The following is a 23,168-nucleotide window of genomic DNA, read 5'->3' as shown; positions in this document are numbered from 1 at the left end:
TTGTGGGTTTGGCGAAAGGATTGCTTACTAAGAGGAAGCTTGTCCATGCCCACTGACGGAACGTAACGCGATGCACATATATGATCACGACGACCTACAACGCTATTTACAAGAGCATCTGGAGGATTTCGGCCCTCTAAAAAGCGTTGAAAAGTTTTCAGATGGGCAGTCCAATCCGACATATTTGCTAAGTTCGGGTGCGTCGAAATATGTTCTGCGCGCGAAACCACCAGGGAAATTGTTGAAATCGGCCCATGCGGTTGATCGTGAATTCCGCGTTATGCAAGCCCTAGCGGGCACGAACGTACCTGTTCCAAAGATGTTGCACCTCTCGGGCGATGAAAGCCCGATGGGCACGCAGTTCTTCGTGATGGAGTATCTCGACGGTCGCATCTTCTGGGACCCCGCTTTGCCAGAGCTCGCCCTGCATGATCGCGCCGCGATTTATGACGCGATGAACGCCACTTTGGCAGCGCTGCATTCGGTTGATCCTGCGAACATCGAGCTTAACGATTACGGCAAACCGGGCAATTATTTTGAGCGACAAGTATCGCGGTGGGGCCAGCAATACAAAGCGGCGGAAACCCAAACCCTCGACGATGCGGATTACGTAATGGACTGGCTAACCGCCAATATGCCCGACGATGACGGGGCCAGCGCAATTGTGCATGGCGATTACCGCATCGACAATATGATCTACGCGAAAGACAACCCCCAGATCCTCGCGCTGCTTGATTGGGAGCTGAGCACGCTTGGCCACCCCCTCGCCGATCTAGCCTATCAATGCATGCATTGGCGTTTGCCGAATGCGGCGGAGTTCAAGGGGCTCGCAGGCATGGATCGCGCGTCAATAGGGCTTCCGACAGAAGAAGAATATGTGACGAGATACTGTGACAGACGCGGCACGCAAGTCCCTGACAATTGGAACTTTTATCTGGTGTTTTCCTACTTTCGCTTTCTCGCGATTGTGCAGGGCGTGCTGAAACGCGCACGGGATGGGAATGCGTCAAACCCCAAGAACAACGATATGATTGCAGGGTTTGTCGCACTGCTCGCACGGGATGCGCGCAAGCTCACCTAACGAAACAGCAAGTCCTGCATCTGTTTCGCGGCCAAGGCGGATGTCACATCGCCGCGCGCAACCGCATCGCCCAAATCCGACATCGTATCACGCAGCGGTCCAACCTTGGTGAGCCGCGAAAGCAGGGCTTGGCGCACGTCCTCTTCAAACCAGAACCGTGCTTGCTCTGCGCGCGCGCGATCAAAGAAACAGTGTTCGCGCCGCCATGCGATCAATGTGCTCATTTCATCCCATGCGGTTTGCAACCCGTTCTCTTCCAACGCGGACACCGCCAAAGCCTTGGGGAAATCCTCTGGATCTTGCGCGCGCTTGCGAAGAAGCCGCAAAGCCCCTGCATAATCCGCCATCGTGCGTGTGGCCGCAGGTTTCAAATCGCCGTCCGCCTTATTGATCAAGATCAGATCCGCCATTTCCATGATGCCGCGTTTCACGCCCTGCAACTCGTCCCCACCTGCTGGGGCCAGTAAAAGCACGAACAAATCCGCCATTTGCGCCACCATCGTTTCGGACTGACCAACCCCAACAGTTTCGATCAAGACCACATCGAACCCAGCCGCCTCACACACGGCCACCGCCTCGCGCGATCGGCGCGCAACACCGCCCAAATGCGTTTGAGAGGGGGAAGGTCGAATAAACGCTTCAGGCACACGCGACAAACGATCCATGCGCGTCTTATCCCCAAGGATGGATCCGCCCGAACGGGTCGAACTGGGATCAACTGCAAGCACAGCCACACGCATACCCTGCGCAATCAAGCTCATCCCGAAGCTTTCAATGAAGGTCGATTTACCGACACCAGGCGTTCCAGACAGACCGATACGCAGGGCTTGTCGTCCGCCCAACGATAGCAGTTCCAGCAGTTCGGCCGCTTGCGCACGATGATCTGCACGCACACTTTCAACCAGCGTGATCGCACGCGCCAAAGCACGTCTTTCACCTAACTGGACAGACTGTGCAAGCGCGTGAATATCCATAATGGGACCTTCCGAAAATTGATTGGCCTTTTTTCAACGAGCATGCAGGCGTTGTCTAGCCCCGCGCTTTGAACGATAGAGGAAACATGCAAACCAAATTGCCCATTGATGCTGTCCTTCCTGAGTTGCTAAGTGCGCTCAAGTCCCATGGCATCGCGGTTCTGCAAGCGCCGCCCGGTGCAGGCAAAACTACGCTAGTGCCTTTGGCCGTCTTGGAGGCAGAGCTAGCCCGCGGCAAAATTATCATGCTCGAACCCCGTCGTTTGGCAGCACGTGCGGCGGCGGAGCGGCTTGCAAGTCAGCTTGGGGAAATGGTCGGTGAAACAGTGGGCTACGCCATGCGCGGCGCACGCAAATCCGGCCCCAACACGCGGATCGAAGTCGTCACCGAGGGCATTCTCACCCGCATGATCCAAACCGATCCTGAACTCGCGGGCATCAGCACCGTTATCTTTGACGAATTTCATGAACGCTCCCTCAATGCGGATCTTGGCCTTGCGCTTTGTATCGAGTGTCGCACGGCCCTGCGCGAGGATCTCAGCCTTATTGTTATGTCCGCCACGCTTGACGCAGCCCCTGTTGCGGCCCTCCTGGGGGACGCCCCTGTGATCACCTCCGAAGGGCGCAGTTATCCTGTAGAGCCTATTTTTCTCGCACGACCAACCCTTAAAGATCGCCACTTCGAAGCGAACATGGCTGATCTGATCCTAACCGCGCTGAATGAAACTCAAGGCGGCATCCTTGCCTTCCTCCCTGGTGAGGGTGAAATTCGCAGGACCGAAGCGCTTTTGGCAAAAAGCATCACCAAAGACGTCAATCTACGCCCCCTGTTTGGGGCCATGAAGTTCCAAGATCAACGCGCAGCGATCCAACCTGAAACACAGGGACGCCGCAAAGTTGTGCTTGCTACGTCGATCGCTGAAACTTCGCTAACAATAGAAGATATTCAGGTAGTTGTGGACAGCGGCCTTGCGCGTCGCACACGCTTTGATCCGGGCACAGGCATGTCGCGTCTTGTAACAGAACGCGCCTCGCGCGCAGAGGCGACCCAGCGCGCAGGCCGTGCAGGCCGTGTCGCGCCGGGCACCGCTTACAAACTTTGGGCAAAGGGCGAAAACGGCGCGTTGCCGGCTTTCGCCCCTGCTGAAATCGAAACCGCTGATCTGACAGGCCTGGCGTTAGAACTCGCGCTTTGGGGCGCGCCGCCTGAAGATCTACCGTTTCTCAGCCCGCCTGCCCCAATCGCGATGAAAGAAGCGCAGGGCCTTTTGCAAAGCCTTGGCGCATTGGACTTTGCGCGACGCATCACTGCGCATGGCAACGCGCTTGCGCGACTTCCCCTACATCCACGCCTTGGCCACATGTTGGCCCACGCGGGTCCGCAATCGGCGGAACTGGCCGCGATCCTGAATGAACGCGACGCTATGGGGCGCAGTACAGGCAGCGATCTTTTGCTGCGCGTGCGCGCTTGGCGAGATGGCCGTGTCCCAAAAGACTATGCGAGCCGCGTCAAACAGGAAATCACTCGCCTTAAAAAGCTTGCGCCATCCACTCAAAGCGATCCTTTGAGCCTTGGTGCGATGGCAGCACTCGCCTATCCGGATCGCATCGGACAAAGACGCAACGGCGATGTGCCGCGCTATATTCTGTCAGGTGGCAAAGGCGCTGTGATGGAGCCCAGCGATGTTTTGGGCAATGCGCCCTACATCATTGTCACCGACACGGACGGCAATCCGCGCGAAGCCCGCATTCGCCAGGCTGTCCAGATCGAGCTTAGCGAAATTCGCACGCTTTGTGACGATCAAATCAGCTGGATTGATGAATGTGCGTGGTCCAAGCGCGACAAGCGCGTGATTGCTTATCGCCGCGAAAAACTTGGGGCGCTGGTCCTCGACGAACGGCTTTGGAAAGATGTGCCTAAAGAGACAATCGCGCAGGCTATGCTTGAGGGAGTGCGCGCGCTCGGGATAAGCCTGTCACCCGATGAAGAACGTTTTCGCACGCGCGTCGCATTGCTGCGTAGCGCGGGAGAAGACTTACCTGACATGTCTGACGACAGCCTGCTTTCATCCGCGCAGGAGTGGCTATTGCCCTATCTTGGTGGGATCAAAACCGCGACCCAATTCAAAGCGCTCAATCTGCTTGAGCCTTTGAAATCCTTGCTGAGCTGGGAGCAATTACAACGGCTTGAACAGGCCGCGCCATCACATGTGGAAACGCCTTTGGGGCGGCGGGTTGCAGTAAATTATGAATACGGCACGCCTGAAATAGAGCTGCGTTTGCAAGAAATGTTTGGCACGGTTGTGCATCCGATTGTTGCCGGCCAAGCACTGCGCGTGACGCTTTTGTCGCCAGCTGGGCGACCTGTGCAAACCACTACGGATATTCCCACGTTTTGGGATACATCCTACGCCGATGTGCGCAAGGATATGCGCGGACGTTATCCGCGTCATCCTTGGCCAGAAAACCCTCGCGAGGCAAATCCAACCCTGCGTGCAAAGCGGCGTTCGCGCTGAAAGTTGAACATTTTCAATGTTCTGTTAGAGTTGTCATCATAAAAACAAAAAGTGGGTGGCAGGGTAAAATGGTTAACATGCTTAAAAAGGCTTGGACTGAAGTGGTGAAGCCGATGGTCCAACGCCCGGATCGGGTTCAAGTGGCTGCAATTTGCTTCAAAGGTACGGGCGCAGATCGCAAAGTGCTATTGATCACCAGTCGCGACACCAAACGCTGGATTTTGCCAAAAGGGTGGCCCATTGACGGGCTGGAAGCAAATGCTGCTGCGGCGCAAGAAGCTTGGGAAGAAGCGGGCGTTAAGGCTGCGAACATCAATCCTGAACCACTTGGCTCTTACGATTATGATAAGCGCATGGACGGCGGCGGAATCGTATCCTGCGCAACACAGGTTTTCGCGGTCGAAGTGGATCACCTCGAAGATAGTTTTCCAGAGGCGCAAGAGCGCACACGCAAGTGGGTAAAACCAACGGAAGCTGCAGAAATGGTGGACGAACCTGGCTTGCAAGCAATTCTAAAGCAGTTTTGATCACGGCGAATCCTGCATAAAAGCAGCGTCTTGCGTAATGAATCACTTGTCTTGAATCGATTTCGCAATTAATCGCTTTGCATCATTACAGTTTGCGAAAGAGATCGAGCATGGCGGAGAACCCCTTAGGCAGCCAGTGGAAAACACTGGACCGCGATCTTAATCGGATTGGTCAACTTGAAATGGCGACCAATTACGTGGCCCGCCCTATGGTCGGCCTCGGTATTGCCTTTGCCTTCATTCTTTTGGCGTTTCTTATTGCCGTTATCTGGTTCGGGGGCACCGAAGGTTCCCTGATCGTCGCTGCTGCCGCTGCTGTTGGTGCCTATATGGCGATCAACATTGGTGCGAATGACGTCGCAAACAATATGGGCCCCGCCGTTGGCGCGAACGCATTGACCATGGGTGGCGCGATTGCGATTGCCGCTGTGTGCGAAAGCGCAGGCGCACTTTTGGCAGGTGGTGATGTGGTTTCGACCATCTCCAAGGGAATTATCGACACGAAAGCGGTAGAAGACGGCCAAGTCTTTATGTGGGCCATGATGGCCGCGCTGATCAGTTCCGCGCTTTGGGTCAACCTTGCGACCTATGTCGGCGCACCGGTTTCCACGACGCATTCTGTGGTCGGCGGTGTCATGGGCGCGGGCATTGCAGCCGCTGGCATGGCGGCCGTGAATTGGCCAACGATGGGCACAATCGCTGCAAGCTGGGTGATTTCACCCGTCTTGGGCGGCCTAATCGCTGCCATGTTCCTTGCCTTGATAAAACACAAGATCATCTATCGCGAAGATAAGATTGCAGCAGCCCGTGTTTGGGTGCCGATTCTTGTCGGGATCATGGCGGGCGTATTTGCGACCTATTTGGCGATGAAAGGCCTCAAACGGATCGTCAAAATTGACCTGCAGACAGCGCTTCTCGTCGGAGCTGCGATAGGTGTGGCGACTTATTTCATCACTAAGCCTTTGATCCTCAAGCAGTCACAGGGCCTCGAAAATCGCAACAAATCGCTCAAAGTTCTATTCGGCATTCCTTTGGTGTTCTCTGCAGCCCTCCTGAGTTTCGCACATGGTGCCAACGATGTTGCGAACGCGGTTGGTCCGCTGGCAGCAATTGTACATGCCTCGGAGTTTGGCGACTTTTCATCCAAAGTCGCGATCCCGATGTGGGTGATGATCATTGGTGCCTTTGGTATCTCTTTCGGCCTGTTTCTCTTTGGCCCCAAACTCATCCGCATGGTGGGGAGCCAGATTACGAAACTGAACCCGATGCGCGCCTATTGCGTTGCTTTGTCGGCTGCGATCACTGTGATTGTGGCAAGCTGGTTGGGCCTTCCCGTTAGCTCTACACACATCGCGGTTGGTGGCATTTTTGGTGTTGGATTCTATCGTGAATGGCATATGGAGCGCCGTTTGCGCGGTCTGAAGGGCCCCGTGCCTGCAGCGAAAACCATCGCCCCGATTGAACGTCGTCGTCGCAAGCTCGTGCGTCGCTCGCACTTTATGACCATCGTTGCGGCTTGGGTCATCACCGTGCCTGCAGCCGCTTTGATGTCAGCGGGTATCTTCAGCGTCCTATATTGGTTCGCGATCTAAGCGCGATCCCCCCCGGAGCACCAAATACAGCTTTGCAATGCGCCCTTTCTTGTTAAGCTAGGGCGCATGTTTGCTCTTGTCTTCAAGCCCCACCGCCCCGTTGCGCATGCGCTGCAATCGCGCTTATCGGCGCTTTAACTGCGTGTAATTCTGTTGATAGCGGCACCAGTGGCGCAAACCTAAGTCCTAATTACGAGCACCTCGCTAGCGAAGCGAAGAAAACCAGCGTTGGAGGATGTCGCGATCAAGCTGCAAGCGATCCCCACAAATGCCACGCTCAGCACCTCCTCGGGCACGATAGTGCACAGCACAGGCGCTACCACGATCAACGACAGTACCTATAAGCTGGTTGATCCTGAAGGCTATACCGCAAACGGGTTGTTGACGGATGGGACCTGGACACTCATGTCGACCCTAGCGCAAGGCTTCACAAGAAATTATGACTATGTGTGCGCCTATCCTCATTCGTATTTCGTAAACACCGTGCCTTATGTGGCGTCGTGACAGCAACGGCAGATATGCCCAGCACAGGCAGCGCTGTCTTCAAAGGCGAAGCGCAAGCGAGCTATTTCAACACCACCAGCAATTTTGATCTTGGTGAAAGAAATTCAAAGGTCACCGCGAATTTTGCTGATGACACAGTTAATGTTGAGGTAGACAGCTTCACGATCACCAACCGCGAGACCAAAGTCTCCGCAAATGTTGGTTTCAACTGCGTGAAGATTAGCGGGATGCGAGTGTTTGGTAATCAGTTCTCAGGCGGCACAATCACGACTGAACGCAATGGCGCAGAGGTTGCAATCATCGAAGATGACACACAGCAAAGCGCGATTGGTCGCTTCTTCGGCCTAAAAAATGACGGCGTTCCTGACGAAGTTGGAGGGATTGGTTACCTTAAAGGTGATGATGGCACGCTGACGACGATCTTTATTGCCGATTGACCGCCGTCACTGGGCTATTTACCAAGGCACCACCGCATGATCGCCTTTTGCGCATGAAGCCGGTTCTCGGCCTCATCAAAGATCACCGAATTCGGCCCGTCCATGACAGCGCTCGTTGCTTCTTCCTCACGGTGTGCTGGCAGGCAATGCATGAACAACGCGTCTGGTTTGGCGTGTGACATCAGCTCTTCATTCACTTGATAAGGACGCAGCATATTGTGGCGGCGTTCCTTCGCAGATTGGCTGTCATGCATCGACACCCATGTATCCGCAACAACAAGATCCGCGTTTTCGACGGCCTTTTGCGCATCGCGTTCGATACTAACGCTGACACCTGCGTTGTGGGCAAGACCGATGAATTCGTCCTCGGGATCAAGCTGTTTGGGGCCCGTGAAAACCATATCAAACCCGAACTGCCCTGCTGCGTGTAAGAAAGACGCGCAGACGTTGTTGCCATCGCCGCACCACACAACTTTCTTACCTTTGATTGGTCCACGATGTTCTTCAAACGTCATCACATCCGCCATGATCTGGCAGGGGTGCGTGCGGTCCGTTAGACCGTTGATCACAGGCACATCCGCGTATTCGGCCATCTCAAGCAAGACACTTTCATCAAAGGTGCGGATCATGATCAGATCAACATAGCGCGACAGAACGCGGGCTGTGTCAGCGATGGTTTCACCGTGCCCAAGCTGCATATCAGAGCCGGAGAGCACCATCGTTTCTCCACCCATCTGACGCACACCAACATCAAAGGAAACGCGCGTGCGCGTGGAGGGTTTTTCAAAGATCAAAGCAACCATGTAGCCCGCAAGCGGTTGATCCACGTCAAGCGTGGCCTTGGGCAATCCAACGCGTGCGTCCTTCATACGGCGCGCATTGGTGATGATACCCGAGAGCGCGGAAGTGTCTGTTTTGTGAATGTCTAGAAAATGGTTCATATGTTTATACTTTTTGCTAGAGTCGGTGCGAGGGGCCGGCCCCTCGCGCTCCCCGAGGTATTTAAGGACCGAAGAACCTGTTAAGCTTTCTCGATTTGGGAGGCGGCAGCGCTTAGACGTTTGGCCGCTTCAGAAATATCGTCTTCCGTTATGTTGAGGGCAGGAAGCAGGCGGATCACATTTTCTGCGGCGGGGACTGTGATGACCTCATTGTCGTAGCCTGCATTCACGATATCCATGTTGGTTGCCTTGCATTTAAGACCAAGCATCAGGCCCGCACCTCGCACGCTTTCAAACACATCTGGGTGTTGCGCAATAAGCCCTTCTAGACTTTGGCGCAGCGCCCCTGCACGACGTGAAACATCCGCGAGGAAATCAGGCTCGGCAACTGTTTCAAGAACAGCGCAGCCCACCGCGCAGCCCAATGGGTTACCGCCGTATGTGGAGCCATGCGTACCCGCAGTCATACCACTTGCCGCGTTTTCTGTCGCAAGGACCGCGCCGAGCGGGAAGCCACCGCCAATGCCTTTGGCAACATTCATGATATCAGGTTCAATCCCTGCCCATTCATGTGCAAACAGCTTGCCTGTGCGACCCACACCGCATTGTACCTCGTCCAAAATCAAGAGAATACCGTGTTCGTCGCACAGATCGCGCAGGCCTTTCAGACATTGATCGGGCAGCGGGCGAATACCGCCTTCACCTTGCACCGGTTCGATCATAATCGCAGCGGTTTGATCCGTGATGGCCGCTGTCAGGGCCTCATGATCGTTCCAAGGCAGATGTTTGAAGCCACCAAGCAGAGGTCCAAACCCCTTGGTCATCTTTTCAGAGCCCGCCGCCGCAATACCTGCAGAGGAGCGCCCATGGAAAGAGCCCTCGAATGTAATGATTTCAACCCGCTCCGGCGCGCCTTTTTCATACCAGTATTTGCGCGCCATCTTCACCGCCAACTCGCAGCTTTCCGTACCGGAGTTGGTGAAAAAGACGGTATCCGCGAATGTCAGTTCTACCAACATATCTGCCAGCTTTTGCTGTTGCGGAATTTGGTAGAGGTTGGACACATGCCAGAGCGCATTCGCTTGATCCGTTAGTGCCGCGACCAAAGTCGGGTGTGCGTGGCCAAGTGCGTTCACCGCAATGCCCGCACCAAGATCAAGAAAACGTCGCCCGTCCGCTTCGATAAGCCAGCTACCCTCGCCTTTGACGAAAGACATGGGTGCACGTGAATAAGTCGGCAAAACAGAAGGGATCATGGAAGTATCCTTGGAAGTCAGAGGCCCCGTGAGTGCCTGAGCGGCAGGGCCAAGTCAATATTTTGGATGAAGCATGAAAGTTTGAGCCGTCATACACGGCTTGATCACACGCAGTTAAGCGCGGCGCATGTGTCGTCGGCGACGTTTATGAGCGATGGAGATCATTCCTTTTTCATACAGCCGCCACAGCATTACGCAAGCCCATTTGTATCGGATGTCAAATGGCAGCTTGCGCAACGTCGGTTTTGGGATCAGGTCTTGACGCATGAGCACTCTGCCCGAAACCAACCCACGCCTTGCTATTGTGCTGATGATTTGCGCGACCGCTTTCATCGCGGCGACCACGTTATTGGCCAAGGCGCTCGGCACTGGCACGTTAGGGGAACCACTGCATCCCTTGCAAATCACGCATGCTAGATTTTTGTTCGCGGCGCTGACGCTTGGCACTGCTGCGCTGATCATGCGACCCAAGTTTGGCACGGTAAATGTGAAACTGCACATGGTGCGAACGCTGTGTGGTGCGGCGGGCGTCACGCTGATGTTTGCGTCAGCTGCCTACATTCCCTTGTCGGATGCGACTGCGATTAGCTTTCTCAACCCTGTTTTTGCGATGATTTTCGCGATTTTTCTACTGGGTGAGAAGGTCGGCATAGTGCGGTGGAGCGCGGCAGGCATTGCAATGATCGGTGCTCTCATTCTTTTACGCCCCGGATCTGGGACAATCGCGCCTGGCGCGTTGCTGGCGCTTGGGGCGGCCTTGATTTTGGGGCTGGAAATCATCTTCATCAAGCGCCTGTCCAAACGCGAAGCCCCATTTCAGATCTTGCTTGTGAACAATGCGATTGGCTTAGTGATCGCCACGCTGGCCGTGATCTTTGTGTGGCAAGCACCGACGATGATGCAATGGCTCGCCTTGGCGGGGGTCGGAAGCCTTATGGCCGCCGCGCAAACCTGTTTTTTGAACTCACTCGCGCGCGCGGATGCGTCGTTTGTCGTGCCATTCAGCTACGGCACACTTTTGTTTGCAACCCTCTATGACGCTGCGATTTTTGGCGTCATTCCGACATCGGTGTCGCTTCTTGGTGCAGGTATTATCGTCGCGGGCGCCGCTCTATTGGCGTGGCGCGAAACAAGGCTTGCTAAGGCTTAAGGCGATATCCTGTGCGGAACATTTGCCACGCGATCCCTGCCACGATCAGGACGGAAACAGTGCAAATCAACATGCCAGACCACGGGTTACTGTCAGACACGCCAATCACCGCATAGCGCAGCCCATCAATCAAATAGAAAATCGGGTTGAAATATGTGATCTCTCGCAAGATCGGCGGCAAAACCGTGACGGAATAAAACGTACCCGAGAGCATGGCGAGCGGTGTCACGATGAAATTCGTGATCGCCGCCATTTGATCGAACTTGTTGGCAAACACACCTGCGATGATGCCAAGCCCACCTAGAAACGCGGAGCCAAGCACAACAAAGATCAACGCCATGATCGGATGTTGTACGCCAATGCCAAGGAACAAGAGCAAGCCCAGCCCAATCGCTATCGCAACAAATACACCACGCCCGATTCCGCCTGCGAGATACCCAATCACCATCTCAAGCGGCGACAAAGGCGGCATCAACGTATCGACAATGTTACCTTGCACTTTAGAGATCACAATCGAAGAGGTCACGTTTGCGAAGGCATTTTGGATGACAGTCATCATCAAAATACCCGGTGCGATGAAAGTGATGAAAGACACGCCCGTTACCTCGCCACGTCGCGGTCCAACGGCGAGGTTGAAAATCAGCAACAAAAGCCCAGCTGTCACAAGCGGGGCCAGCAGGGTCTGTGTCCAAACCGCAAGAAAGCGACGGGTTTCACGATGGATCAAAGTTTGTAAGCCCAACCAATTCACACGCCCAAAACGGCGCGCGCCCATCTGCGGTGTGTCCAATGCGTTGTTTTGTGTCATAGGTGACTAAAGCCTTTTGGAAGTGATTCGTCTGACTTGTATCTCAGGCGAGGCTGATTAGAATAGAGGCAAGCACCAAGATACCTAAAGCGGCACCAATGCGGGCCGATTTTTTCAATAAGGAAGCCGCAATGTCCTGGACAGATGAACGCGTTGAGACCCTAAAAAAGATGTGGGGCGAAGGCCAATCCGCAAGCCAGATCGCTAAAGAGCTGGGTGGCGTGACGCGCAATGCTGTGATCGGCAAAGTGCACCGTCTCGGCCTGTCGAACCGCACGACAACAAGCACCGCAAAAGCAGACGCAAAACCAAAAGCTGCGAAGGCGGAGCCGAAACAGAAGGTCGCGCCAAAGGCAGATGCAGCTCCTAAAGCTGTGACACCGATTGCAGAGCCGATGACGCCGACACCGCCACCCTCTCGTGCGAGGCGCGCGATTATTCCCGCAGGCCAACCTTTGCCACCGCAGCCGTCTGCTAACGAGATCAGCCCAGAAGCGCTCGCCAAGGTTTCTGAGGTCGAGAAAAAGTCAAAGAAGATCAGCTTGATGGAATTGACTGAGCGCACATGCAAATGGCCCGTAGGCGATCCTGCAACGGATGACTTCTGGTTTTGCGGATTGCCCGTGAAAGCCGGCAAGCCTTATTGCGAAGCCCATGTTGGCGTGGCGTTCCAACCGATGTCAGCACGCCGCGATCGTCGCCGATGATTAGAAGTAGAGTACAGTCGCCCCGTGTGCTGACACACAGGGCGACCTGAGCTCAGACCTGCGGGATAACGCGCAGGCCCAGTTCCATCATCTGATCGCTCATCGGCTCTGAGGGCGCGTTCATCATCAGATCTTCAGCGCGCTGGTTCATTGGGAACATAATAACTTCGCGAATATTCGCCTCGTCCGCCAGCAACATCACAATCCTATCGATTCCCGCAGCGCAGCCACCGTGGGGTGGAGCACCGTATTGAAACGCGTTGACCATGCCACCAAAACGCTTTTCGACTTCGTCCTTACCATAACCCGCAAGCTCAAACGCTTTGAACATGATGTCAGGCTGGTGGTTTCGGATAGCTCCCGAAATCAGCTCATAGCCATTGCACGCAAGGTCATACTGGTACCCAAGCACATCGAGAGGATCGCCATTCAGCGCCTCGAGTCCGCCTTGAGGCATCGAAAACGGATTGTGCGAGAAATCAATCTTGCCTGTCTCTTCATCCGCTTCATACATGGGGAAATCGACGATCCAAGCGAAGGCGAAACGATCTTCGTCAATCAACTTCAACGCTTGGCCAATCTCGTTACGCGCACGACCAGCTACGCTTTCAAACGCGCTTGGCTTACCGCCGAGGAAGAACGCTGCATCACCGACGCCCAGACCCAATTGTTGGCGGATCGCCTCTGTGCGCTCAGGTCCGATGTTCTTGGCCAACGGTCCTGCCGCCTCCATGCCCTCTCCCTGATCGCGCCAGAGAATATAGCCCATACCGGGCAGACCCTCTTTCTGAGCAAACGCATTCATGCGGTCACAGAATTTGCGTGACCCACCTGTCGGCGCTGGGATCGCACGGATCTCTGTACCTTCTTGCTCCAACAATTTCGCGAAGATCGCAAAACCGGAGCCAGCAAAATGCTCGGATACAACCTGCATTTTGATCGGATTGCGCAGGTCGGGCTTGTCGGAGCCATACCAAAGTGCCGCGTCTTTGTAGGAAATTTGCTCCCAAGTTTGGTCAACCTTACGGCCACCACCGAACTCTTCAAAGATGCCACCAACCACAGGTTGGATCGTGTTGAAAACGTCTTCCTGCTCCACAAAGCTCATCTCAAGGTCGAGCTGGTAGAAATCAGTGGGCGAGCGATCTGCGCGCGGATCTTCATCACGGAAACACGGCGCGATCTGGAAATACTTGTCGAAACCAGAGACCATGATCAGCTGTTTGAACTGCTGCGGTGCCTGCGGAAGCGCATAAAATTTACCAGGGTGCTGACGAGACGGCACAAGAAAATCGCGCGCGCCTTCAGGGCTGGATGCCGTGATGATCGGCGTTTGGTATTCGCGGAACTGGCGATCCCACATACGACGGCGCATCGACGCGACAACGTCTGAACGCAAAGTCATGTTGCGCTGCAATTTCTCACGGCGCAAATCGAGGTAGCGATATTTAAGGCGCGTTTCCTCTGGATACTCTTGCTCACCAAAAACCATCAGTGGCAATTCAGACGCGGTGCCCAGCACTTCGATATCGCGAATGAACACTTCAACTTCACCCGTTGGGATCTTCGGGTTTACTAAGCTATCATCACGCGCCATCACATTGCCATCAATGCGGATACACCACTCAGAGCGCACTTTTTCGATCTCAGCAAACACAGGGCTATCCGGGTCGGCCATGACTTGCGTGATACCGTAATGATCGCGCAGATCGATAAACAGCAAACCACCGTGATCGCGCACACGGTGTACCCAACCAGAGAGGCGCACGTTTTCGCCTACGTTAGATTTGTTCAGGTCGGCGCAAGAATGGCTACGATAGGCGTGCATGGCAAAGTTCCTTCGGAAAGGGCTATAAGTTTGGGCCGATACACCGCGCGTGGGCGCGAAAGTCAAGGGATGCTTGTGTGTAGGCCCATATGCCCCTTGAACCTGCGCCTGTCCTGTCTATAACCCACGGCAATTTGCACGCTGCCGCGACTCAGGGGTTTGCGCCCTTTTTGTGCGCGCTGAAAAAAGAGGTCTGCCATGCCCAAACGTACTGATATCTCATCCATCATGATCATCGGCGCGGGGCCAATTGTCATCGGGCAAGCCTGCGAATTCGACTACTCCGGCGCACAGGCTTGCAAAGCTCTGCGCGAAGAAGGTTACCGCGTCATATTGGTGAATTCGAACCCTGCGACGATCATGACTGACCCAGGCCTTGCGGATGCCACCTATATCGAACCGATCACGCCTGAGATTGTCGCCAAGATCATCGAGAAAGAACGCCCAGATGCGTTGCTGCCAACCATGGGTGGTCAAACGGGTCTGAACACATCCCTCGCACTTGAAGAAATGGGCGTGCTTGAGAAATTCAACGTCGAAATGATCGGTGCAAAACGCGAAGCCATTGAAATGGCAGAAGATCGTAAGCTGTTCCGCGAAGCCATGGACCGTCTTGGCATCGAGAACCCGAAAGCCACAATTGTTACTGCGCCAACGGATGAAAACGGCAAAGCCGACCTGAATGAAGGTGTGCGCCTTGCTCTCGAAGACCTTGAGGAAATCGGCTTACCCGCAATTATCCGCCCTGCATTTACCATGGGCGGCACAGGCGGCGGCGTTGCATATAACCGCGAAGATTACGAATTCTTCTGCCGCTCTGGCATGGATGCCTCACCGGTTAACCAAATTCTCGTCGATCAATCCCTGCTCGGTTGGAAAGAATTCGAGATGGAAGTCGTGCGCGACACCGCCGACAACGCCATAATCGTATGCGCGATTGAAAATATCGACCCTATGGGCGTGCACACAGGCGATTCGATCACGGTCGCCCCTGCCCTGACGCTGACGGATAAAGAATACCAAGTGATGCGCAACCACTCCATCGCGGTTCTGCGCGAGATTGGTGTCGAAACAGGCGGTTCCAACGTGCAATGGGCAGTGAACCCGGCGGATGGCCGCATGGTCGTTATTGAGATGAACCCACGCGTGTCACGTTCCTCGGCGCTTGCCTCCAAAGCAACGGGCTTCCCAATTGCAAAGATCGCAGCGAAACTAGCGGTTGGCTACACGCTGGATGAGTTGGACAACGACATCACCAAAGTGACCCCCGCGTCGTTCGAGCCAACTATCGACTATGTCGTCACCAAAATCCCAAAATTCGCGTTTGAAAAATTCCCAGGGTCCGAGCCTTACCTCACCACAGCGATGAAGTCCGTCGGCGAAACTATGGCGATTGGTCGTACAATCCACGAGAGTTTGCAAAAGGCACTCACCTCGATGGAGAGCGATCTCACAGGTTTCGACGAGATTGAGATCGAAGGCGCGCCAGAGAAATCCGCAGTTATCAAAGCCATTTCCAAGCAAACCCCGGACCGCATGCGCACTATCGCGCAGGCGATGCGTCACGGGCTTACGGACGATGAAATCCACGGCGTTACGGTGTTTGACCCATGGTTCTTGGCGCGTATTCGCGAGATTGTTGATGCGGAAGCTGGCGTGCGCGCCAATGGCCTTCCAAGCGACGAGGCAGGTTTGCGTCACCTCAAAATGATGGGCTTCACGGATGCGCGCCTCGCTAATCTGACAGGCTTCAAAGAAAAAGACGTGCGCAAAGCGCGTCACGCAGTTGGTGTAAAAGCCGTGTTCAAGCGCATCGACACATGCGCCGCGGAATTCGAGGCGCAAACGCCCTACATGTACTCCACATATGAAGCGCCTGCATTCGGCGAAGTAGAGTGCGAAGCGCGTCCCTCTGATCGTAAGAAGGTGGTCATTTTGGGTGGCGGTCCAAACCGCATCGGTCAGGGTATCGAGTTCGATTACTGCTGCTGTCACGCTTGCTACGCGCTGACGGCCGCGGGCTATGAGACGATTATGATCAACTGCAACCCCGAAACGGTTTCGACAGACTACGACACCTCTGATCGCCTTTATTTCGAACCTTTGACGTTCGAACACGTGATGGAAATCCTGCGCGTAGAACTAGAAGATGGCACGCTTCATGGCGTCATCGTTCAGTTCGGCGGGCAAACACCACTTAAACTGGCAAACGCACTCGAAGCAGAAGGTATTCCAATCCTCGGCACTACCCCTGACGCAATCGACCTCGCCGAAGATCGTGAGCGTTTTCAAGCTCTTGTGAATCAATTGAACCTGAAGCAACCCAAGAACGGTATCGCCTCTACAGACGCAGAAGCGCTCAGCATTGCAGAAGAAATCGGCTTCCCACTGGTCATTCGCCCATCCTACGTCTTGGGTGGTCGCGCGATGGAGATTGTGCGTGATATGGCGCAGTTGGAGCGCTACATCGCTGAAGCCGTGGTCGTTTCCGGCGACAGCCCTGTTTTGCTTGATAGCTACCTTTCTGGCGCGGTTGAGCTAGATGTTGACGCGCTCTGCGATGGCAAAGAGGTCCATGTCACAGGCATCATGCAGCATATCGAAGAGGCGGGCGTTCACTCCGGTGATAGCGCCTGTTCCTTGCCGCCTTATGCCTTGGCTGATGACGTCATCAAGCGCATTGAAGAACAAACACACGCACTGGCTTTGGCCCTCAATGTGGTCGGCCTGATGAACGTGCAGTTCGCGATCAAAGACGATGAAATCTACCTGATCGAGGTCAATCCGCGGGCCTCGCGCACAGTGCCTTTCGTCGCTAAAGCCACCGATTCAGCCATTGCCTCTATCGCTGCGCGCTTGATGGCGGGTGAGCCGCTTAGCAACTTCCCAAAGCGCGGTGCTTATCCAACCGATGCGATCCCCGGCTCGCAACCTATGCCGGATCAAATGACCTTGGCGGATTACAAAATGCCATGGTTCTCTGTGAAAGAGGCGGTTCTGCCCTTCGCGCGGTTCCCCGGTGTCGACACTATCCTCGGCCCTGAAATGCGCTCTACGGGCGAAGTCATGGGCTGGGACACATCCTTCGCGCGCGCCTTCCTCAAAGCACAAATGGGCGCGGGCGTGACATTGCCAAGCAGTGGAAAAGTATTCGTGTCGATCCGCGATGACGACAAGACCAACAAAACCTTAGAAGCGGCGCAAAAGCTTGCAGCACTTGGATTTACGTTCACAGCAACCCGCGGCACGCAAAGCTGGCTGTCTGCGGCAGGCATTACATGTGAGGTGGTCAACAAAGTCTATGAAGGACGTCCGAACATCGTCGACAACCTGAAGAACGAAGAGATCGCATTGGTGATCAACACCACGGAGGGCGCGCAAGCGGTGGAAGACAGCCGCGAAATCCGCTCTGTCGCGCTTTATGGCAAGATCCCTTATTTCACGACAGCGGCCGGCGCACAGGCCGCCACCCTCGCAATCGAAGCCCAAGTAAGCGATGACCTGGCGGTCATGTCGTTGCAGGGTGTTGGCTAGGTCCATTAAAAAACCAGCGGTGGGGATATCCTCAGCGCCGGTTAAAGTCACTTAAACTTCAGATCGCGCATCAACTCGAAAGGCGCGTAATCTCTTGTTTAAGTTGAAGTTTCTGTTTTTTGAGCTCTGCGATGTGAAGATCTTGCGTACCAGGGGCGCGTTGTGCGGCCTCCACTTCGGCAGACAGGTTGGAGTGTTTCTTCTTCAGTTGTTCCAGATGCGAACTCAAGCTCATCGAGGTCCTCCTCAGGTTAGATGTGCAAATCCACAGCAGCACAGAAAGATTCCTGTGTCACGCTGCAGTTGCATCATCTGGTTAGCAAAGGGTTAGATTTCGCAGGTTTAGAGAGTTCCACCAAAGGGTAAACCAGCACCACGGCGCAGGACCGCTTCGATTATCTCATTGTAATTCTTAGAATTCTCATCGTGACGTGGGCCCACATGCATCACAATTGGGGCATGTAAGCAAAAATCTGCCCGTCCCAATTTTTTTCCCCGCACCAGCACCAAATGAGCCGCACGCCCTCTGCGCGCGCAAAGCGGCTGCACCTCGATAGAGCCAAGATGCGCGTGAACCGCTGATAGCAAGTCCGCCAAACGATCTGCGCGCTGCACAAAATGCGCCTGCCCTTTCGGGGCCAAACGCTTGGACGCAACAGCGACCCATTTCTTCAAGGGCGTGTCTCCACCAAGCCCAGTTTCACGCCCTTTGTCTTGCGCAGGGACACTGTGCGCGCGGTCGTAATAAGGAGGATTTGCAAACACATGATCAAAGCGTTGGTCAAGAACTTCGAACGGAAGCGCGTTAATGTCTGCGTGCACAACGTTTAGATCAAGCGCGTTGCGCTCCGCATTGCGGCACGCCAGATCTGCATAGTTTTCTTGAAGCTCGACGCCCATCTGCGTCAATCCCGCCACACGCCACGCCAGACAGAGGGAGGCCACACCGCCTCCACACCCCAGTTCCAACACCGTCTCTCCCACTTTCGCGGGAATGCTCGCGGCCAGCAAAACCGGATCAACGCCACCACGATACCCCTTCAAGGGCTGGGCGATTTTCACTAAACCACCAAGGAAGTCATCGACGCTCAGATCGGCATCGTCAAAACGATCACTAATGGGGGAGTTCAACTTCATTGTCCGACAGTATCCGCATTACGCGATCATAGTCACGTTCCGCGACCATCACACGGCGCGGCAAAATGCCTATGGAGCCTTCGAGAACGCTCATATTTACGTCTAACTCAAACATCGGTATACCCGCCTCGTCAAGGAGGGCACGAACCAAGGCCGTCAGGGTTATATCATTGGTGCGCATCAATTCTTGCATACCAAACGAATTAAGCGCGGTGCCTTCAAATGTCGAGAGCAGGAACGAGAGTGTGATGAGTTTGGACGAGAATTCAATAAAACCGCATGATGCTATGGCTGCCTATTTGGCCGATGATTTTGACGCGGTGAATGTGTTGATTCGGCAGCGTATGGCTTCTGAGCATGCGCCCCGCATTCCAGAAGTCACGGCGCATTTGGTCGAGGCTGGCGGCAAACGTTTGCGTCCCATGCTCACGCTCGCCACGGCGCATTTGTGTGGCTACGACGGTCTCTATCATGTGCATCTGGCCGCGACGGTTGAGTTTATTCACACGGCGACGTTACTGCACGATGATGTAGTTGATGAAAGTGGCCAGCGCCGTGGTCGCCCGACAGCGAACCTCTTGTGGGACAACAAGTCTTCGGTTCTTGTGGGTGATTATCTCTTTTCGCGCGCGTTCCAATTGATGGTTGAAACCGGCTCCATGCGGGTGCTCGACATCCTCGCAAATGCATCTGCCACGATCGCGGAGGGAGAAGTTTTGCAGCTGACGGCCTCGCAGGATCTGTCCACGACGGAAGCCATCTATCTTCAGGTGGTGCGCGGCAAAACTGCAGCGCTTTTCTCAGCGGCGACAGAGGTTGGTGGCGTGATCGCAGGCGCAGATGAAGCCCATGTGAAAGCCCTGTTCGATTACGGGGATGCTTTGGGCATCGCCTTCCAAATTGTGGACGATCTGCTGGATATGTCGGGGGATGCAAGTGCAATCGGTAAAAACATCGGCGATGATTTCCGCGAGAAAAAATTGACCTTGCCGTTGATCAAAGCGATTGCAAAAGCCGACGCGGAAGAGCGCGCATTCTGGGAACGCACAATTGAAAAGGGCCGTCAGGAAGACGGTGATCTGGAAACTGCGATTGTCCTGCTTCACAAGCACGGTGCGCTGGATGATACACGTGATGAAGCGCTAGCATGGGCAGAAAAAGCGGTAAACGCGATAGATCACCTGCCCGCACATCCCGTGCGCGAAATGCTGCGTGATTTGGCGGACTACGTTGTGGCCCGGATCAACTAAATGTCGTCGCGACAACCCACCAATTAGGGTGCTCTGCGCGGATCTGTGCGGCCAATATCTCTGCCTGCTTTGCACTTTCACAAAGCCCAAAACAGGTAGCGCCAGATCCTGACATACGCGCAAGCAAAGACGGGTTTAACGCATCTAAAGCTTGCTCAATCACAGGTGCCAATTCAATCGCGGCCGCTTGCAAATCATTGCGTTGCATTGCGCACCAAGCCACGAACTCGCGCGCATCACGCCACTCTGGCATCTCACTCAGACCTGTATTATTTTTATTTTTCAATGCCTTGAAGACTGGAGGTGTTTCGACCGCGACGCGTGGATTGACCATCACAGCCCAAAGCGGCGGAAGCGGCGGAACGAGGGATAGATCTTCGCCAACTCCGCGCATGCGCAGCGCGATCGGGGCGAGACACACAGGCACATCGGCCCCCAATTGCACTACATTGTCGGGGATCGGCAGGTCCCAAAGCTCTGCCAACGCGAGCAAGGCAGCCGCCGCGTCTGCTGATCCACCCCCGATGCCAGCCGCATTCGGCAGGTTCTTCGTCAGGGTTATCGTTGCACCTTCTGGATGTTCGAAAAGCTTCGCAGCTTTCAGCACTAAATTGCGCCCATCTGTTGGAACACCTTCGCTTAACAGGCCATCAACATGCAGGCTCAGATGATCTGCAGGTGCGACATTCAACACATCCCCCACATCCGCAAAGCAGACCAGACTGTCCAATAGGTGATAGCCGTCCGCGCGCTGGCCCGTCACATGTAAGCACAGGTTTATCTTCGCGCGCGCGTGCCGCGTGACTACTTTAGCCGTCATCAGCCAGTCTAAGGGGGTCCGCGCCCTCTTCTTCCAGCACTTGATCAAGACCAACTTCCAATTTTCGACGTATCCGATCTGGATCAGCTTCTTGGCTGGCGTCGCCAAAATCGACGAAGGAAAGGGCGCGCTTCCATTGGAATTCTGCTTCTAGAAAGCGACCAACGGACCAGTAAACATCGCCCAAGTGGTCGTTCACAATCGGATCAATCGGCATCAATTCTGTTGCGCGCTCCATTGGGGCGACGGCTTCATCATAACGCCCCAAACGGAACAGGACCCAGCCCAAACTATCGACGATATATCCACTGTCAGGACGTGCAGCGACGGCGCGCTCGATCATATCCAGAGCCTCATCAAGCTTCACCTGCTTTTCGACCAACGAGTACCCGAGATAATTCAACACCTGAGGCTGTTCCGGGTTCAATTCCAACGCTTTGCGGAAGTCTGCCTCGGACTCTTCCCATTTATTCAAACGCTCATGTGAGATACCGCGCGCGTAGTAGATGAACCATTGGCCGTTCACCTCCTCTTCATACTGCGCGAGCGCTGTGTCATAAGCCCCTACGGCCTCTTCAAAGCGCTCCATCTGGCGAAAAGCATCCCCGAGTGAGGAATGCACCATCGCAAGGCTGCTGTGGGTTTGTGCGAGATTTTCAAGCACTTCAATCGCTGCATCCGGCTTTCCACTGCGTCGCAACGCTTCCGCGCGTCCAAGTTCAGCGGCATGAAATGCAGGATCGCCACGTCCGACTTTCTTGTAGGTTTGCGTAGCCAGTTCAAACCGCTCCATCTGTTCAAGCAAGCCCGCTGAAAGCAGGGTCGCATCTGAATGAATGGGATTTAGATACTCCGCGACGCGGGTGTAGAGCAGCGTGTAATCTTCGCTTGCTTCATTGCGCAGAGCACTTCCAACGGTAAAGAACACCTCGGCCATGCCGTCGCGCGCAGTTTTTACTTGAGTGAAAGAAAGCTTTCCGCCCTCCGCAAGCGTCGTACGCATGCTTTGGAGCTTTGGATTAAGATCAGAACCAAAGGATTGATCAAGCATACTCAGCGCTTCGTCCGTGCGATCCAGCAGGCTAAGCACTTCGATATGGGCAATGGCACCGCGTCGGGTTTGACGCAACGCACCTGCTTCTTGCATGGCGAATATCGCGTCAGATCCTTCAAAATCACCAACCATCGCAAAGGCCAACGCCTTGTGATAGAGCGCAAACCCTTGTAGCCCACGTTCCTCACCGACTTTGTCAAAATTGCTCAGAGCGGCGGTGACTTCGCCGATCCCGACTTGTGCCCAAGAGCGCAGCAAACCATCCACTAGCGGCCCGACACCTTGGTTTTCAAGAATTCGCGCAAGCACATCAGGATAGTTTTCTTCACCTGCTTTTTGCGCCAAGACGGCCATTTGCGCCACTTGACTGTTTTGCCCATCCGCAAGCAATTTATTACCTACGACGGCCGCTCGATCAATGTCACCAAGCGCGAGCAACGCAAAACTCGCGTTTTCCAGAATTTCAGGATTAGACGGATCCCGTGCCAAGGCTTGTGCGTAATACCGCGCAGCTGCGTCATAGTCGCCCGTGACCGCCGCAGATCGCGCTGCTAGATAGGAGCCTGCGGGTTCCGCAACAAGCGGCATTCCGAGAATGGCAAGAACCACGGCAAAGCTAATTTGCCGTAAAACGCGTATGGTCACGTGGCATGCTCCTTTATGTGCACTGCTTTTTTCGAAGCTAGGGCGTCGTCTCGTGTAAAGCAATGTTTGCACACGATATGGTGAGTGCAAGATGTGAATATTTTTGTGTATTGCGCCATTCACTTGCAAGCCATGAAAAAAAGGCGGTGCACATGCATGCACCACCTTCCAGAACATTTGAAAATATTAGTCTTAAATTGCAGCTCACGCATAATGTAAGGGGGCGTGCGCCGCTTCACTCACGTTTACGACCTTTAGTCATTTTGCTTTTTTCGAAGCCCTTCTGCGTGTAGCACTATGTGTCTTCGCAAAATTATCAGAAATGCAATTACACGATGCGTGAAACTGCCAAGCAAAGCCGAGCAGATCAACGCATCGTCGTCTTCGCCCTGGCCATTTTCATTTGC

Annotated in this window: 20 protein-coding genes; 10 read left to right on the top strand and 10 right to left on the bottom strand. The window is 54.5% G+C overall.

Translation table 11 applies throughout. From position 1 onward, the window contains the following. Window positions 1–70 precede the first annotated feature (70 nt). Window positions 71–1,081 (top strand): phosphotransferase family protein, encoded by a 1,011-nt coding sequence (locus QZ280_RS05190; RefSeq protein WP_293441515.1) that lies wholly within the window; start codon window positions 71–73, stop codon window positions 1,079–1,081. Here QZ280_RS05190 and meaB read toward each other — a convergent pair. Next, complete coding sequence (gene meaB, locus QZ280_RS05185) at window positions 1,078–2,055, bottom strand: methylmalonyl Co-A mutase-associated GTPase MeaB (RefSeq protein ID WP_293441514.1); 978 nt, start codon at window positions 2,053–2,055, stop codon at window positions 1,078–1,080. The two genes, QZ280_RS05190 and meaB, sit on opposite strands and share 4 nt — an antisense overlap. Before the next feature lie 86 nt (window positions 2,056–2,141). On the opposite strand from meaB, the gene hrpB reads away from it, so the two are divergent. The 5 genes from hrpB to QZ280_RS05160 all read left to right on the top strand — a co-directional run bounded on the left by hrpB (window position 2,142) and on the right by QZ280_RS05160 (window position 7,631). Next, the gene (hrpB, locus tag QZ280_RS05180) at window positions 2,142–4,571 is read left to right on the top strand and encodes an ATP-dependent helicase HrpB (RefSeq protein WP_293441513.1); all 2,430 of its coding nucleotides are present in this window, start codon (window positions 2,142–2,144) and stop codon (window positions 4,569–4,571) included. 68 nt (window positions 4,572–4,639) lie between these two features. After that, window positions 4,640–5,098 carry an NUDIX hydrolase gene (locus QZ280_RS05175; RefSeq protein ID WP_293441512.1) on the top strand — a complete coding sequence of 153 codons (459 nt, stop codon included), beginning with the start codon at window positions 4,640–4,642 and terminating at the stop codon, window positions 5,096–5,098. Window positions 5,099–5,208: 110 nt separating this feature from the next. Further along, window positions 5,209–6,690: an inorganic phosphate transporter gene (locus tag QZ280_RS05170; RefSeq protein WP_293441511.1), complete on the top strand. Its 1,482-nt coding sequence runs from the start codon at window positions 5,209–5,211 to the stop codon at window positions 6,688–6,690. Between the two features lie 228 nt (window positions 6,691–6,918). Next, window positions 6,919–7,194 (top strand): hypothetical protein, encoded by a 276-nt coding sequence (locus tag QZ280_RS05165; protein ID WP_293441510.1) that lies wholly within the window; start codon window positions 6,919–6,921, stop codon window positions 7,192–7,194. Continuing rightward, a complete protein-coding gene (locus tag QZ280_RS05160) occupies window positions 7,191–7,631 on the top strand; it encodes a transferrin-binding protein-like solute binding protein (RefSeq protein ID WP_293441509.1) in 441 nt (146 codons plus the stop codon). The genes QZ280_RS05165 and QZ280_RS05160 overlap by 4 nt, the downstream gene beginning before the upstream one ends. A 14-nt stretch (window positions 7,632–7,645) precedes the next feature. Here QZ280_RS05160 and argF read toward each other — a convergent pair whose 3' ends face one another. Both argF and QZ280_RS05150 read right to left on the bottom strand, forming a co-directional pair. Beyond that, on the bottom strand, window positions 7,646–8,572 hold the full coding sequence (argF, locus tag QZ280_RS05155) for an ornithine carbamoyltransferase (RefSeq protein WP_293441508.1): 927 nt from the start codon (window positions 8,570–8,572) through the stop codon (window positions 7,646–7,648). Window positions 8,573–8,652: 80 nt separating this feature from the next. Beyond that, window positions 8,653–9,828, bottom strand: a complete 1,176-nt coding sequence (locus QZ280_RS05150; protein ID WP_293441507.1) for an aspartate aminotransferase family protein — start codon at window positions 9,826–9,828, stop codon at window positions 8,653–8,655. Window positions 9,829–10,093: 265 nt separating this feature from the next. Here QZ280_RS05150 and QZ280_RS05145 point away from each other — a divergent pair, with 265 nt between their 5' ends. After that, window positions 10,094–10,978 (top strand): DMT family transporter, encoded by an 885-nt coding sequence (locus QZ280_RS05145; RefSeq protein ID WP_293441506.1) that lies wholly within the window; start codon window positions 10,094–10,096, stop codon window positions 10,976–10,978. Here the strand turns inward: QZ280_RS05145 and QZ280_RS05140 are convergent. After that, on the bottom strand, window positions 10,968–11,786 hold the full coding sequence (locus QZ280_RS05140) for an ABC transporter permease (RefSeq protein ID WP_293441505.1): 819 nt from the start codon (window positions 11,784–11,786) through the stop codon (window positions 10,968–10,970). The two genes, QZ280_RS05145 and QZ280_RS05140, sit on opposite strands and share 11 nt — an antisense overlap. 131 nt (window positions 11,787–11,917) lie before the next feature. On the opposite strand from QZ280_RS05140, the gene QZ280_RS05135 reads away from it, so the two are divergent. Beyond that, window positions 11,918–12,493 carry a GcrA family cell cycle regulator gene (locus tag QZ280_RS05135; RefSeq protein WP_293441504.1) on the top strand — a complete coding sequence of 192 codons (576 nt, stop codon included), beginning with the start codon at window positions 11,918–11,920 and terminating at the stop codon, window positions 12,491–12,493. Window positions 12,494–12,545: 52 nt separating this feature from the next. Here QZ280_RS05135 and aspS read toward each other — a convergent pair whose 3' ends face one another. Further along, window positions 12,546–14,321 carry an aspartate--tRNA ligase gene (gene aspS, locus QZ280_RS05130; protein WP_293441503.1) on the bottom strand — a complete coding sequence of 592 codons (1,776 nt, stop codon included), beginning with the start codon at window positions 14,319–14,321 and terminating at the stop codon, window positions 12,546–12,548. 198 nt (window positions 14,322–14,519) lie between these two features. Here aspS and carB point away from each other — a divergent pair, with 198 nt between their 5' ends. After that, window positions 14,520–17,855, top strand: coding sequence for a carbamoyl-phosphate synthase large subunit (carB, locus tag QZ280_RS05125; RefSeq protein WP_293441502.1), 3,336 nt, complete (start codon window positions 14,520–14,522; stop codon window positions 17,853–17,855). A 70-nt stretch (window positions 17,856–17,925) separates the two neighbouring features. On the opposite strand, the gene QZ280_RS05120 is transcribed toward carB, so the two are convergent. The 3 genes from QZ280_RS05120 to QZ280_RS05110 all read right to left on the bottom strand — a co-directional run bounded on the left by QZ280_RS05120 (window position 17,926) and on the right by QZ280_RS05110 (window position 19,185). After that, window positions 17,926–18,090 (bottom strand): DUF465 domain-containing protein, encoded by a 165-nt coding sequence (locus tag QZ280_RS05120; protein ID WP_293441501.1) that lies wholly within the window; start codon window positions 18,088–18,090, stop codon window positions 17,926–17,928. A gap of 107 nt (window positions 18,091–18,197) precedes the next feature. Then, entirely contained in the window at window positions 18,198–18,992 is a 795-nt protein-coding gene (locus QZ280_RS05115) for a methyltransferase domain-containing protein (RefSeq protein WP_293441500.1), read from the bottom strand. Then, window positions 18,970–19,185, bottom strand: coding sequence for a DUF2007 domain-containing protein (locus tag QZ280_RS05110; RefSeq protein ID WP_293441499.1), 216 nt, complete (start codon window positions 19,183–19,185; stop codon window positions 18,970–18,972). Before QZ280_RS05110 ends, QZ280_RS05115 begins: the two co-directional genes overlap by 23 nt. 55 nt (window positions 19,186–19,240) lie before the next feature. On the opposite strand from QZ280_RS05110, the gene QZ280_RS05105 reads away from it, so the two are divergent. Further along, window positions 19,241–20,242, top strand: coding sequence for a polyprenyl synthetase family protein (locus QZ280_RS05105; protein ID WP_293441498.1), 1,002 nt, complete (start codon window positions 19,241–19,243; stop codon window positions 20,240–20,242). Here QZ280_RS05105 and QZ280_RS05100 read toward each other — a convergent pair. Both QZ280_RS05100 and QZ280_RS05095 read right to left on the bottom strand, forming a co-directional pair. Continuing rightward, a complete protein-coding gene (locus QZ280_RS05100; protein ID WP_293441497.1) occupies window positions 20,235–21,062 on the bottom strand; it encodes a 4-(cytidine 5'-diphospho)-2-C-methyl-D-erythritol kinase in 828 nt (275 codons plus the stop codon). The two genes, QZ280_RS05105 and QZ280_RS05100, sit on opposite strands and share 8 nt — an antisense overlap. Then, window positions 21,052–22,761: a tetratricopeptide repeat protein gene (locus QZ280_RS05095; protein ID WP_293441496.1), complete on the bottom strand. Its 1,710-nt coding sequence runs from the start codon at window positions 22,759–22,761 to the stop codon at window positions 21,052–21,054. The genes QZ280_RS05100 and QZ280_RS05095 overlap by 11 nt, the downstream gene beginning before the upstream one ends. Window positions 22,762–23,168 lie beyond the last annotated feature (407 nt).

The sequence above is a fragment of the Planktotalea sp. genome, assembly GCF_018607995.1.
In the GTDB taxonomy this organism is placed as follows: Bacteria; Pseudomonadota; Alphaproteobacteria; order Rhodobacterales; family Rhodobacteraceae; genus Planktotalea.
The sequence above is the reverse complement of the archived record's forward strand: the minus strand, read 5'-3'. Positions and strand labels throughout refer to the sequence as shown.